11 protein-coding genes and 1 riboswitch are annotated in these 13899 nt (G+C 46.2%); of the genes, 7 read left to right on the top strand and 4 right to left on the bottom strand.

What is annotated here, in order from left to right:
* Positions 1–42: 42 nt before the first annotated feature.
* Positions 43–1236 (bottom strand): HAMP domain-containing sensor histidine kinase, encoded by a 1194-nt coding sequence (locus QUA03_RS16445; RefSeq protein ID WP_333213332.1) that lies wholly within the window; start codon positions 1234–1236, stop codon positions 43–45.
* A gap of 172 nt (positions 1237–1408) precedes the next feature.
* Positions 1409–1621: riboswitch (cyclic di-AMP (ydaO/yuaA leader) on the top strand.
* A gap of 99 nt (positions 1622–1720) precedes the next feature.
* On the opposite strand from QUA03_RS16445, the gene ntrB reads away from it, so the two are divergent.
* The 4 genes from ntrB to QUA03_RS16425 all read left to right on the top strand — a co-directional run bounded on the left by ntrB (position 1721) and on the right by QUA03_RS16425 (position 6084).
* Positions 1721–2569, top strand: a complete 849-nt coding sequence (ntrB, locus tag QUA03_RS16440) for a nitrate ABC transporter permease (RefSeq protein WP_333213331.1) — start codon at positions 1721–1723, stop codon at positions 2567–2569.
* A 153-nt stretch (positions 2570–2722) separates the two neighbouring features.
* Entirely contained in the window at positions 2723–4150 is a 1428-nt protein-coding gene (locus tag QUA03_RS16435) for an ABC transporter substrate-binding protein (protein ID WP_333213330.1), read from the top strand.
* A 262-nt stretch (positions 4151–4412) separates the two neighbouring features.
* The gene (locus tag QUA03_RS16430; protein WP_333213329.1) at positions 4413–5252 is read left to right on the top strand and encodes a nitrate ABC transporter ATP-binding protein; all 840 of its coding nucleotides are present in this window, start codon (positions 4413–4415) and stop codon (positions 5250–5252) included.
* Positions 5253–5298: 46 nt separating this feature from the next.
* On the top strand, positions 5299–6084 hold the full coding sequence (locus tag QUA03_RS16425; RefSeq protein WP_333213328.1) for a universal stress protein: 786 nt from the start codon (positions 5299–5301) through the stop codon (positions 6082–6084).
* Positions 6085–6295: 211 nt separating this feature from the next.
* On the opposite strand, the gene QUA03_RS16420 is transcribed toward QUA03_RS16425, so the two are convergent.
* Positions 6296–6514 (bottom strand): hypothetical protein, encoded by a 219-nt coding sequence (locus tag QUA03_RS16420; protein WP_006632461.1) that lies wholly within the window; start codon positions 6512–6514, stop codon positions 6296–6298.
* 212 nt (positions 6515–6726) lie between these two features.
* Positions 6727–8670 (bottom strand): S9 family peptidase, encoded by a 1944-nt coding sequence (locus tag QUA03_RS16415; RefSeq protein ID WP_333213327.1) that lies wholly within the window; start codon positions 8668–8670, stop codon positions 6727–6729.
* Positions 8671–8749: 79 nt separating this feature from the next.
* Here QUA03_RS16415 and QUA03_RS16410 point away from each other — a divergent pair, with 79 nt between their 5' ends.
* The 3 genes from QUA03_RS16410 (at position 8750) to QUA03_RS16400 (ending at position 11643) form a co-directional block, all read left to right on the top strand.
* Entirely contained in the window at positions 8750–9673 is a 924-nt protein-coding gene (locus QUA03_RS16410) for a nucleoside hydrolase (protein WP_333213326.1), read from the top strand.
* 104 nt (positions 9674–9777) lie between these two features.
* The gene (locus tag QUA03_RS16405; protein WP_333213325.1) at positions 9778–11136 is read left to right on the top strand and encodes a DUF3370 domain-containing protein; all 1359 of its coding nucleotides are present in this window, start codon (positions 9778–9780) and stop codon (positions 11134–11136) included.
* A gap of 123 nt (positions 11137–11259) precedes the next feature.
* Positions 11260–11643, top strand: coding sequence for a VanZ family protein (locus QUA03_RS16400; RefSeq protein ID WP_333213324.1), 384 nt, complete (start codon positions 11260–11262; stop codon positions 11641–11643).
* Positions 11644–12051: 408 nt separating this feature from the next.
* Here QUA03_RS16400 and QUA03_RS16395 read toward each other — a convergent pair whose 3' ends face one another.
* Positions 12052–13623, bottom strand: coding sequence for a DUF4335 domain-containing protein (locus QUA03_RS16395; RefSeq protein WP_333213323.1), 1572 nt, complete (start codon positions 13621–13623; stop codon positions 12052–12054).
* Positions 13624–13899: the final 276 nt, after the last annotated feature.

Here is a 13899-nt window from a genome sequence, read left to right as displayed (position 1 = left end):
TAGTCAACAATTAACAGTCAACAGTCAACAGTTAACAGTAATCTAAACTCCATCCAATTCTAAGGGGAAAATTACAGTGAAGGAGGTGCCAACTCCTACTTCAGAAACTAATTCGATTTTACCTTGCAAGAGGTTGACTAATCGAGCGACAATTGCTAGCCCTAAGCCGGTACTGTCAGGCATCACAGAACCCAGGGAGTTGTTGGCCCGAAAAAATGGCTGAAAAATCTGATCGCAGTCTTCTGAAGCAATGCCAATGCCTGTATCGGTGATGCAGATACTCCAATGTTGGTCTGGCAATAATTCGGTTTTTATGGTAACAGTACCAGCTTGGGTGTAGCGAATGGCGTTACTCACCAAGTTGGTGATAATTTGCTGCAAGCGCAAGTAATCTGTCATAACTTGATCGAGAACCGGATCGCATTCAAGGGCGATCTCTAAATTTTTTGCTTTGGCCAAAGGCTCGATTATTTCGACAACAGTGCCGATCGCCGATCGCAGATTTGTGGCACTTAGCTGCAATTTTATGCGTCCCGTGTCGTACCGCGAGATTTCGAGAGTATCGTTAATTAATCTAAGTAATAGTCTGCCGTTGTTGAGGACTTTATCAATATGTGCCAAATTGGGAGCCGAATCTTTAACTCTAGGATTGTTTATTTGGCGCAAAAACAATTGTGAGTAGCCAATAATAGAGGTGAGGGGGGTTTTCAATTCGTGAGCTAAGTGAGATATATTCTCTTGACTGGCGCGAAGTAAGCGACTCAGCTCTTGATTTGTAAGTTGCAATTGGTTTTGCAAGTCCTCTAGTTCTTGGAATCTTGCCTGGGTATAGGTTTGAAAACAGTCAGCAATTGCTTCGTCGAGGGCAGCGTCAATTAAGCGATAAGCTCGGTTCACTTCAGCGGCTGAGCCTTTTAGCAATTCTGGCTCTAAAGCATCGAAAATTACGGTTCGCAGCAAGCGGTATTCCCGCGCAATTTCTTCGGCATCGTAGCCTTGTTGTGCCCTGACAGTCCCGTGGTCTAAACTTTCTTGTATAACTGCCCGAAAGTCGCTTTCTTCTGATTCGGACAGCATAGTTACGATCGCTTGTAGTACGATGGGAAGGCTGTCGCGCACGGAATCGTAGGTGAGTTGCTTGGCGGTGCCGATTTCCTCGTCGCCCCGAACAGCTTCGATCCAGTTTTGGACAATTATATCAATTTTATCTTGTAGCGCTTGGCTAAAATCTATCATTGCTTTTATAGAAATGAAGTAAGCGATCGTATTTTATATTTCTAGATTACTTTAATAATTAACTTTTTGAATTTTCTCTCAACTTTTGGGCTTCGTAGCCGAGCGCAAATAGCTACTCCTAAAGACGTATTGACAGAATTATATGCTCGTGCTAGCTTATGTTAAATTGGCTTAAAAAGTCAAGCCTAATTCAGCACTGCGCGATCAAACCAAGCGTGTGGCTGGAGCGGAGGAACCAATTTTCGGGGCGAATCTCTACAGAATTAAAAAGCAAAGTTAAAAATTGCCAAATGTGAGTGTAGTTTTTGATTTTGAAATCTAAGGAGAAGGACATCTCTCAGTCCTAGCCCGTCAGCTAACTTCGCAGGCATTGAGAAGAGACTGAAAAGCCAACTTTCTGAACAAGATAGTTTGGCTTCGTCAGTGTCTCAGGTTGGTATTGTTCAAGATTCTTGTACCTGCCCTGACTCTGAAGGAGATTAAAATGTTCATACAGCTTAATTTATCTGCGATCGTACTTGCAGGAGTTGCAAGTTGGAAGCGTGTAAAACCCTTTGTCATCCGAGATGCTGTTTTGTTACCTGCTGCGGGTTTTTTGGGAATTCTTGGCTTGTGGTGGATTGTTGCCAGCTTCAACAGCGATTTAATTCCCACTCCCTATCAGGCGTTAATCGCTAATTTAGATTACATATTCCATCCATTTTATCAGCGCGGGCCTGGAGATTTAGGTATTGGCTGGCTGCTGCTAGCGAGTTTGCGACGGGTGTTGGTGGGATTTTTCCTGGGTGCAGCAGTTGCGATTCCCGTGGGATTTCTGATCGGGATGTCGAAACCGGCAATGATGGCGCTCAATCCGCTGATTCAAATCTTCAAACCGGTGTCGCCGCTAGCTTGGCTGCCCATAGCTTTATCGATTTTTAATTTAGCAGAGCCGTCGGCAATTTTTGTCATATTCATTACATCTTTGTGGCCGACAATTATCAACACAGCTTTGGGAGTTTCTAGCGTTTCCAAGGATTATCTGGATGTGGCACAAGTGTTGGAAATGCCGCGCTGGAGGCGGATTACCAAAATAATTTGGCCTGCAAGTTTGCCCTACATTTTTACAGGTTTGCGGATTAGTTTAGGGATTGCTTGGCTGGTGATTGTGGCGGTGGAAATGCTGACAGGCGGTGTGGGAATTGGCTTTTTTGTCTGGGATGAGTGGAGCCGTTTGAATCTGAGCTCGGTCTTTTTAGCGGTGTTTGTAATTGGCATAACTGGATTGTTGCTCGACGCTGCTGTTGATAAAGTACAGGAATTGGTAACGCATCGATCAATCCAGAGTCATTAGTCATCAGTCATCAGTCATCAGTCATCCTCATCTCTTGACATTATCTGCGTTTATCTGTGTTTATCTGCCTTAAATCTGCGGTTACTCTATCGAGCGAAGATTTAGGCAATTGCTCGTCTATTAGTCATGGCCAATTCTTGAATCTAAAATGGTATGAGTGACAAGTTTTCCAATGAATGGAACCGCCGAGAGTTTTTGCAAGGAATGGGAATGGCGGCGGGAATGGCTTTATCGGGTTGTGGAATTAGCGCGGATCGATCGGCAAAAGGACTCACAGAAGAAGCCTTAGCCGTAAAGCCGGTTGTCGATTCCCGAAGCTTAGAAAAACCCGATTTAACCGTAGGATACGTACCGGTTAATGATTGTGCACCATTTGCGATCGCCTGGAAAAAAGGCTTTTTCCGCAAATACGGTTTAAACGTCCAACTCAACCGCGAAGCAAGCTGGGCAACCTCCCGCGACGGCGTAATCTTCGGCCGCCTCGACGCATCCCCAGTTGTATCTGGCGCCGTCACAAACGCCCGAGTTGGCGCCGAAGGAGCGCGCCACGCACCTCTGTGCGCCGCAATGACAATTCACCGCCACGGCAACGCCATGACGATGAACAAAGCTATGTGGGATTTCGGTTTGCGCCCGTGGCACGAATACAACGGCAATTTAGAAGAATTTGGCAAACAATTTCGAGCCTTTTTTGACAGTCAGCCAGCGGAAAACAGGGTTTGGGCAGTTGTTCTGAGTTCTGCGATTTACGAATATTTTGTCCGCTACATATCGGCGGCTGCCGGTGTCGATCCGTTCAAAGAATTTCGGGTAATTATTGTGCCGCCGCCGCAGATGGTAACGAACATCAGGATTGGCGCCATGCAGGCTTACATGGTGGCAGAACCTTGGAATACGCGGGCTATTCAAGGCAATTTGGGAGTGGGTTTTACCTTCGTGCAAGGCAAAGAAGTTTGGCTGGGACATCCCGATCGCCTTTTGGGAGTAATGGAATCATTCATTGAGGAAAATCCGAAGACTTATTACTCGCTGGTTAAGGCAATGGTGGAAGCTTGTCAGTATTGCAGCAAGCCGGAAAATCGCAGTGAAATATCGGCGCTGCTAACTGAGCGATCGTTTACGGGGGCGAAACCGAAAAAAGGGGCGATCGACAAATTTACGCGACCGGCAATTGTTGGCGACTACAACTATGGAGGGTTTGACGGAAAAGACCGCATTATACAATCGGAAGATGCAACTATTTTCTATAACATTCCTAAGAATTTGCCTCAAATACCGGGAAATCATTCAACATTTATGTGGCAGTCTCAGAGTATTTGGTTGATGACTCAAGCCGCTCGCTGGGGACAGATTAAAGAAGTTCCCAAAAATGCTGAGGAATTAGCTAAAAAAGCTTGGAGAACCGACCTTTACCGCAAGATTGTTGCCGAAATGGGACTCGATTGTCCGAAGGAGGATTACCAAGTGGAACCTGCAGAACTTTTTATTGATAAAAAGGCATTTGATCCTAGCGATCCGGTGGGTTATTTGAATAGTTTTGAAATTCGAGCCAACCGCCCTCAGTCTTTTTTTCAGTCTTAATGTTTGATATCTGCTCTCTTCCTTCTGGATTTCTCCCGCTTCCTCCTAGCTCCTCGATCCCCCCTAACCCCCCTTAATAAGGGGGGAACCGGAGCATTCAAAGTCCCTCTTGGAAAGAGGGGACAAGACCATTCAAAGTCCCCCTTAAAAAGAGGATATAAAAGCATTCAAAGTCCCCCTTATTAAGGGGGATTTAGGGGGATCGAGACTCAGCTACAAGCGATATATACAATTACCAACTACCAATTACCAGGTACATCAGATGACTCAAAATACTGCTACTTCAATCAACACCAATAGCCAAGGTTCCAATTCCTATGAATTTCTGGAAATTAACAATTTGTTCAAGTCCTATAAAAATGCTGATGGTAGCGAATTTAGCGTTTTGGAAAATATCAATTTAAGTATTAGAGAAAACGAATTTATTTCGGTAATCGGTCACTCTGGGTGTGGCAAATCAACGCTGCTAAAAATAGTTGCTGGTTTGGAAAAACAGAGCAGGGGAATGGTGACACTGGAAGGAAAAGAAATTCGGAAACCGGGAGCCGATCGCATGATGGTATTTCAGCACTACGGATTGCTGCCTTGGCTGACGGTGCGGGAAAATATTCGGCTGGCAGTTGATGAAGTTTTGCAAAGTCTTAGCCGTCCCGAGAAGATTAGTCTTGTCAACGAACATCTAGCAATGGTAAACTTAACGGCAGCAGCCGATAAATATCCAGACGAAATTTCAGGGGGCATGAAACAGCGGGTTGGGATTGCGCGAGCTTTGGCGATTCGACCGAAAATGTTATTAATGGACGAACCGTTTGGAGCCCTGGATGCTCTGACTCGCGGCAAGTTGCAGAAACAGGTGCTGGACATCTGGGAAAATCATAGACAAGCTGCAATGATGATTACTCACGATGTGGATGAAGCTATCTATATGTCCGATCGCATTGTGCTGATGACAAACGGCCCGGCTGCGACGATAGGTGAAATTTTGTCAGTGCCGTTTGCGCGCCCGCGCGATCGCCAAGAGTTGCGGGAATCCCAGGAGTATTACGAACTCCGCAACTATGCTTTGAATTTTCTCGATCGCTACTTTACCCAAGACGAATAACGCCCGACGAACCGACAAAACAATTCACTTAATAGAGGTCAAGCCTGTGAATCTCAAAACAATGTTAGCGCGTTTTGAAAGTGCATTGGGATACCACAACTTAGCAGAAGAAATGGTGTTGCTGCCGGAGCCACAAGTGCAAGGTTCTAAGAAATCCAAAGTTACAAAACAGGCAAAAAGTATCAATTTTATTGTCGGTTACAATAGTTCTCCCAAAAGTCAAACAGCTCTGGATATTACCCTTTGGATGGCTCATCAAACTCGTTTAGTAACCACTAAAGAAGTCACTGTTCAAGTTGTCTACGTGATCGACGAATCGCAAAAAAGTTACCGCGAAGATAGTTGCAAACTTGCTGTAGAAAATGCCTTGGCAGCACAGCCGAAAGTGTCTGATTTAGAGGGAACATTCGCCCTTGATTGTGCAGCACCTGCACTCGCTTTACCCACCGAAATCCCATCGGTCTCCCAGCAAAAAACTTGGATTGATCCGCATTATTTCCAAGCAATTTATGGTCAAAATAATGAGTACGAGGTAGCAGATAAGTTGCTGTGGCAAGCGCGCTGTTTGGCTGAGGAATGGCGCGGTTTATTCAAAGCTCATTTACGCATCGGGCGGGTTGCTACAGAACTGAGAAATGTGGTTGAATTAGAATCAGCAAATTTACTGTTCTTGGGCTGTGGTTCTGGCAACCATCGGCTGGTTAGGGAACTAGGCAATAATTTTCCGTGCTGCGTACTCGGGATTCCTTCGGCACTCAGCTATCACATGGATGTTCAGCCTGAAGAAAGTTTGAGCAAGTTACAGTTGGCGACAACTATACCTGCACGTTAAACTTGTTCACTTGTTGGGCCAGAATCTAATTATGTAAGGTGCACCGCACCCTACGACTATAATTCGCGCGCCCAACCTTTTTTTTTGTAAGTTCTATATCGATCAAAAATTAAAAATGGTTTCCTCGCTCGCAGTCCTAATTATGAGACAATTAGGACTTTTTTTGATTGTGGAGATTTTAAAAATTATCGTCAAGGAAAATTATCTGCACTTATCTGATCATAGACAGTTCGTTAACTAATTTTATCCTTCCCCGGCACACAGAGCGCAGCAGCCGATCGATCGAGCGTTTGTCTTCCTCAGTCAAATTTTCGTCAAAAATAGCAGCCATCAAACCGTACCTATCGGCTAGAGTAATGTAGCCATTTTGATTCACTTCGGCAAACAGCTCGCCCAAAGCAGATGGAATCAGGTGGACAGGAGTTTGCATAGTAATTGACTCTCTACTCGACCATCGCGCGATCGGGCGTTTCTGCTGCAACAAAAGGCGATCGCACTATAAAATTTTAAGCTGTATTGCCTTTCAAGATGTGATAGTAAACAGCAAAATTTGTGAACAAAATCACAGTAAAAATTTGTGAATTATGATATAGCTTGCAGGTGCGTTTTAGGAAAAACCGAGCAACTGCAAACTAATGTTTTCTATAGATTGAAAATCATCACTTTCTCCACAGGTTCAGCTAACTCAAACTTAAACACCCGCGAATAGAAATAGAATTCGCCGTCAAGAGTTCTTTTAATATTTTCAGCGCGGCGAAAACCGTGCTGTTCCCCTTCATAAGCAACATAAGCAACCGGCAAACCTTTAGCTTTCAATATCTCTACCATCATTTCCGCTTGATTAGGCGGAACCACTTTATCTTCTAATCCTTGAAAGAAGATAACGGGACAAGATAAACGTTCGGCGGAATGAATGGGCGAACGATGTACATACAAATCTTTTCTTTCAGGATAAGGCCCGATTAATCCATCCAGATAGCGCGCTTCAAATTTGTGAGTATCCGTTGCCAAAGCTTCCAAATCGCTAACTCCATAATAGCTCGCACCGGCCTTAAACACATCGCGGAAAATAAGAGCGCACAGAGTAGTGTACCCCCCTGCGCTGCCTCCGGCGATCGCCATTCTTTCGCCATCAACTAAACCATTTTGAGCTAAATATTTAGCACCGTTAGCGCAGTCGTCAACATCGACAATTCCCCAACTATCTTGCAGTCTTTTTCTGTATTCTCGGCCGTAACCAGTGCTCCCGCCGTAATTAACATCGAGCACGGCAAAACCGCGACTCGTCCAATATTGAATTTTCAAATTCATGCTGCTAGAAGTAGCAGCAGTGGGGCCGCCGTGACTTTTGACAACAAGCGGCGGTTTTTCACCCGCAGGTGCTGCGAAATCTTGATTTTTCGGGGGATAGAAGAAACCGAAAGCAGTCAAATTGTTTTCCGTGGGGAATTCAATTGGTTCCGGTACAGAAATATAACCCGGATTGATGCTTAAGGTGCTCGATTGCCGCAAGATTTCTACTTTGCTTGTTGCTAAATTTAATTTTACAATAGCAGTAGATTCAGTCGGTGAACTTGCCAGAAAAACAACTATTTGTCCCTGCGCTTTGACGCAGGAAATATCGGTGTAAGGAGTCTCAATAGTTGCCAAATGCTTTGTCGTTAAATCTAGACTCGCTAAATACCACAGGCCTTGCTGAGTGTAGGTGCAAATAATTTTGCTTTCCGAGACAACGGCATAAGTAGACATTCCAAAAACCCACTGAGGAAGTCCGAATTCAGCCGCCATTTCGCACAGAGGTTCAACATCTTGCTGTTCCCTCGGCAAGCGGGGATTGACGGTTCTATAGAAGTTCCACCAGTTAGACTTGTCAGAAACAAAATACAAAACTCCATCGGGCGACCATTCCGGTTGAAAAATCGACTCCTCAACCCCGCCAGCAACTAAGTATTTTTCACCTAAAGAACCGTCAGCCTTAATTTCTGCCACCCACAATTCTGTGCCATCCCACGGCATATTTGGATGGTTCCAACAAATCCAGGAAAGTAGAGAACCGTCTGGACTTAAACGAGGGGAAGCATAAAAATCATTGCCCTGAGTTAAGATTTGAATATCTTCGCCGTTATCTAAATTAATGCTAACAATAGTATTAACAGGTTCGCCCTCACCTGCGTGGTCTTCGCGCACGCAAATCAGGCGATTTCTTTGCTTGTCAACTATCGCATCTGCATAGCGACAATTAGCAGCAGGAGTCAGAGGTTTGGGTTGAGAATTTAATGTTTGAACATAAATACGTTGGTCGGCAAAATGAGAAAAATAGACAACACCGCCAGCAACTGCAAAAGCAGCGCCGCCGTATTCGTTAACGCGAGTGCGAACATTAAAAGGATGCGGTGTCACGTCGCTGATTTTACCATCAGGAGTGCGCCGCACGAGGACGCTTCTTCCCGCTTCCGAAGGTCTTCCCTCAACCCAGTAAATATCATCGCCGTCAATAGCAATTTGTCCGAGCCCGACAGTTCCAGAAACAATTAAATCGGAAGAAATAGGTGATTTCCAAGAGCCGTAAGGTGATACTGTATTCATATAGTTGAGGCAGTTGTGTTTTTCGCACAAAAAAATTAATATTTGTACTTTACACTAATTCAGTCACCGGGGAAGCAAAATGTCCAAAAAACTCGTATTAATGGATCACGACGGTGCAGTTGACGACTATCTCTCAGTCGTGTTGCTGATGACAATGGAGGAAGTCGAAACTCTGGGAGTAATTGTAACTCCTGCGGACTGCTACATTCAACCGGCCGTGAGTGCAACGCGCAAAATCCTTGATTTGATGGGGCGTTCAGAAGTTCCAGTGGCGGCGAGTACGGTGCGGGGACTCAACCCATTTCCGGTGTTATTTCGGCGAGATTCCTTTGCAGTCGATCGACTTCCCATTCTAAATGAAAAAGGAACCATTGACACGCCGTTAATATCAGAACCCGGACAAAACTTTATGGTGCGAGTTTTGCAAGATGCAGCCGCACCAGTCACATTAATGGTAACAGGGCCGTTAACAACAGTAGCGCAAGCTTTAGATATCGCACCAGAAATTGAAAACAAAATTCAAGAAATTGTCTGGATGGGAGGCGCCCTCAATGTTATCGGCAATGTTAGCAAAGATATGGAACCCGGACAAGATATGTCGGCGGAATGGAATGCTTACTGGGACCCGATAGCAATCGAGAGAATTTGGCAAACCCAAATTCCCGTTGTCATGTGTCCTTTAGATATCACGAATAATGTACCGCTGACAGTCGAATTTTCCAATCTCTTAGCAAAACAGCGCAAATATCCCATTTCCGACTTAGCAGGACAGTGTTATGCCCTAGCAATATCTCAAGATTACTATTTTTGGGACATTTTGGCAACTGCTTATTTAGCGCATCCCGAATTTTACCAACTGCGAGAATGGGAAACCGAAATAGTTACAGAAGGCATCAGCCAAGGACGCACAAAAGTTAAAACGGGAGGGCGGAAAATTCAAGCAATGGATAAAGTAGACACCGCCAAATTTTACAATTACATATTACAACAGTGGGCGCGGTAAAAAACAAACTGCAAAAGTCGCAAACCATCTTGAAAGACATCTGCGTTAATCTGCGTTAATCTGCGGTTTCCTATAAATCTAAGACTAAATCAAAACATCAAAAAATGTTGCCAATTCTATCAATTATTCCCTTAGCCCAAACCCCTCCCGCACCTCAAGAAATAGTTCAAATCCAAGAAGTGCGACCTCTCCCCGGACAGTTAGACAACATACCAGTATTTAACAGTAACAGTCCCGAATTAGTGCTGCAAGAAGGAATTTTACTTTCGACATTTCCCCCAGATGGTAAAAGATTTCCAGCCGCACATTTAAACTTTCCGTTTCAAGGACGTTTCGACATATTTGCCCACCACATAGCCCGCGCACCTTCGCCGGAAGATTTGCGAACCTTGTATCAAGGAGTAATTGTTTACAATCCGGGCAATAAACCAGTAAAATTAGATATATTGCAAGCTGCGAGTTATCTCAGTCAACCCGATGCACCTTTTATTGAATTGCCGCCGCAAGTCGATAATTCAAACAGCAATATTTACGCGGGGCCGGGAAGCCGCGCTGTGAATGATATTCTCAGAGGAAGGAGACAGTCTGACTTTGAGCCGGTATTAATTATTCCACCGGGAAAAAGCCAATTGTTGATGAATCATCCGATACCGGTGCGGGGATTGGTACCTCCGCTAAACGGTCGATCGACCTTGATGCGGTTACGGAGCGATGGTATAGTCTATGTTGCCAGTCTGGCCATGTTTGCCCGACTTGACCCAGAGGGAAACGGACAGGGAAACGAGCGATCGCCCAACTTAGCAGAATGGCAAAACTTATTAGACAATGGTAATATAGCCGGGCCGCGCGATCGAACTCCCACACCGCCGGAAATCACGGAAGGTCAAATAATTTACGGCCGAGTTGCCGGTGTAGCATTAGGTTCAGAATGGCGAGCACTTCTCTCCGACAACCCCGCCACATCAAACCTAGCAATTCCCCAACCCGGAACAGCATTTTCCTACCCATTAAGCAGCCTCCCGCGCGGAATGCTGGGCACAAATCAAGTGCAAAGTGCGAGAATGCTACTCCGCTACCCAGATACAGCATACCGCGCCCACGGCAATTACGGAATTCAATACAGTCTCAGCTTGCCGCTATACAATTCTACCAGCAACAATCAAACTGTAACTGTCGCAATTCAAACTCCAATTAAGACAGACAAATTAACTTCAGGAGGACTGAGTTTTTTAGAACCTCCGGCACCTCAAACTTTTTTTAGGGGGACGGTTAGAGTGCGTTATACTGATGACAATAAAGTGCCTCAAACTCGGTACGTGCATTTAGTGCAGCGGCGGGGACAGCAGGGGGAACCTTTAGTAAAATTAGAGATGGAATCGGGAGAAAAGCGACTGGTAGAAGTGGATTTTATTTATCCGCCCGATGCGTCGCCTCCCCAAGTTTTGACAGTGAAAACAAATTAAATTTTAGCGGCTGCTACGGGTAGGTAGACGGCTACAAAGACAATGCGTAATTAACCAAATTTGATATTAGTTTCGCGTGGCGCGAACTTGGCTGGTGTCTAGTCGGTATTGGCAAAAAACAAGATGAACTTCTCAAAAAGATTCTGGGTAATTGCTTGCTTTGTGTACGTTTTAATTCTTCTCAGTATCATGCTTTTAGCAGGTACGGGGAAATTAGTCAACTTTCCTCTCGCTCATCCGCCTTATGACAAACTAGGTCACTTTATTTTGTACGGAATAGCATCTTTTTTGTGCCATAGAGCAACTGGCAAAAAAAAGATGAATTTGTTTAATTATTCAATTCCTTTCGGACCCGCAATTTTTACTATGTTCACTGCTGCGGAAGAAATGCTGCAAGCAATGTTACCAAATCGCAGTGCTAGTATTGAAGATTTTTTATATAGTTTTTGCGGGATTGCAGTTTTTTATTGGATTGGAGAAGTTTGGGATAGAAAAAAAGGGCATTGATGATAGAGAAGGAAGTTCGGCAACGGATTTTGTAACGGATGTAACGGATAGAAGGAAGAAGCAAGTTCGGCAACGGATTTTGTAACGGATGTAACGGATGTAACGGATGTAAAGGATAGAAGGAAGAAGGAAGTTCGGCAACGGATTCGCTCGACGGATGTAACGGATGTCAGGAAGAAGGAAAAAGGAAGTTTGTAGGGTGTGCAATGCACATCAGTTGACGAGTGTCAGCAAATTTTTTTACTGGTGACTCTGCCCGCACGGGTCAAGAGATATGGGTAGGACAAACTGGAGCAACTGTCAATAGGCTGGCTGCTGCTAGCACAGTTAAAATTTGATTTTTTTTGAACTTGTTTAAGATTAGCAATTAACCGGGATTTCCCATCTGGATAATGTGTTTGAGAGCGTTTAATCACTCTCTTCCAAAAAGGTTTGTACTCTACCGTTCGGTCGCAAAACAACTCTAATTTTCGGGTTTTTTCCATTAGAAACCGCAGAAACAAACGGCTCGCCAGCTAAGGGCATATTAGCTTTCTCGATATAATCTGCTGCTGCTTTTCCCATCGGCATAATACTTTGAACTGACCCATTTTCATCGATCAGCACGCTGTATTCCAAAGTTTGTTCCATTCCTTCATGAGGCTTCCAGCGTTCCTCAAAGTAAGTTCTAGCTTCGGAAACTTGAGGAATTGTATCAAATAAAGTGCGGTTTTTTTTGCTGGCAGCCACCTCGTTGTTATCCTCAGACTCGGTGGTTGGTTGAGCATCCTCAAGGGCTGGGAGTTCGGTACTGGCGGGGGGGACAATCGGCTCGATGGGGCTGGGGAAGGTTTGGGGCGGGGGAACAGGAAATCGGGAAGCAGACAGGGAGGGCGGCAGGGGGGGCGGTACGGCGGGAGCTAGTCTCGGCGGTAGGGGGGGCAGCACGTAGGGTACTGGTGCGGGTGCTTGGGGGGCGGAAATGGGCGGTTCTTCGGGGGCGGGAATAGTGATTGTTTGCCCTTGAGGGAATGCTGGGGCGCTCTGTGGGGCGCTGGCTGCACTGCCGTTGGCGGGAAATAGCAGGGGTGGCTGCTGGATGGGGCTGGGTCTGTTGCTGGGGGGATTTGGGGCGAGGGCGATGGGGGGCAAGCTGGGGCTGGGGGAGGCGGCGGTGTTGATGGGCGGGGGTGGCAGGGGCGGTAAAGCGGGTGTGGCGGCGGGTGTTGGTGCTGGGGGTGTCGGTTGGGCGGGAAGGGGACTGGGGGAGACGCCTGGAGCTAGCTGGGGCTGTCCTAGATCGGGGGCTGTGGCGGTTTGCGGGGAGGTGGCGGTTCGATCGAGCATTTTGATAATTCCTGTCGTCAGGCCCGCGCTGGCGACCAGCAATGCTGCCACCTTGAGCCAGGGTGAGGACACCGGCCGTCGGGGCTCGCGGTTGAGGTTGGGAAGCGCCATCACTTCGGCGGCGCAGTCATCTAGTGCTGTGGCCAAGTCAAACAGTTGCAGGGTGCTCAAGGGAACTACTGGCCCGGATTCAGCGGCGCTCAAAGAGCCTAAAAACAAGTTGTGGGCGAGCAAGCCGCGGGGTTCTAAGCGGGGGGGAACCGGAAGGTAGGAGGTTGGGAGAGAGTAGGGGTTGGAGGTTGCTATTTCGGAAGTGTTGGCGGCTCGATCGAATATGAGGGCGTTACCCACGGCGGATGGCGAGTCTGGGCCTGCTGCGGTACGAGCGGTTTGAGAGTTGAGGTTGCTTTCCCAATCGCGGGATTCGCCGAGCAAGTTTTGGACGTAGTTGCTGACAGCTTCGTGGAGGGTTTCGAGTTGAATTCGATCGCCCCTGAGAGTAACGTGTTCGGTATCTGGCAACCTGGGGTCGTCGAGTCGCAGCTCGAAACTTAAAGATTTAAACACCGGTTGGCCCGCCCAGCGACATAGAGGCGAACTTTTGGCTGTAATTTCCAGCGTGCAAGTGGGGGGCGTGAACCGTTTGAGAACCATAGCAGGAAGTCTGTTGACTGTTGACTGTTGACTGTTGGCTGTTGACTGTTGGCTGCTGACTGTTGGCTGTTGACCGTTGACTGTTGGCTGTTGACTGTTGACTGCTGACTGTTGGCTGCTGACTGTTGGCTGTTGACCGTTGGCTGTTGACCGTTGACTGTTGGCTGTTGACTGTTGACTGCTGACTGTTGACTGTTGGCTGTTGACTAATGACTAATGACTAATGACTAATGACTAATGACTAATGACTAATGACTAATGACTAATGACTAATGA

Origin of the sequence: Microcoleus sp. S36b_A4, from assembly GCF_036700645.1 — a bacterium.
Taxonomy (GTDB): Bacteria; Cyanobacteriota; Cyanobacteriia; order Cyanobacteriales; family Microcoleaceae; genus Microcoleus.
The sequence above is the reverse complement of the archived record's forward strand: the minus strand, read 5'-3'. Positions and strand labels throughout refer to the sequence as shown.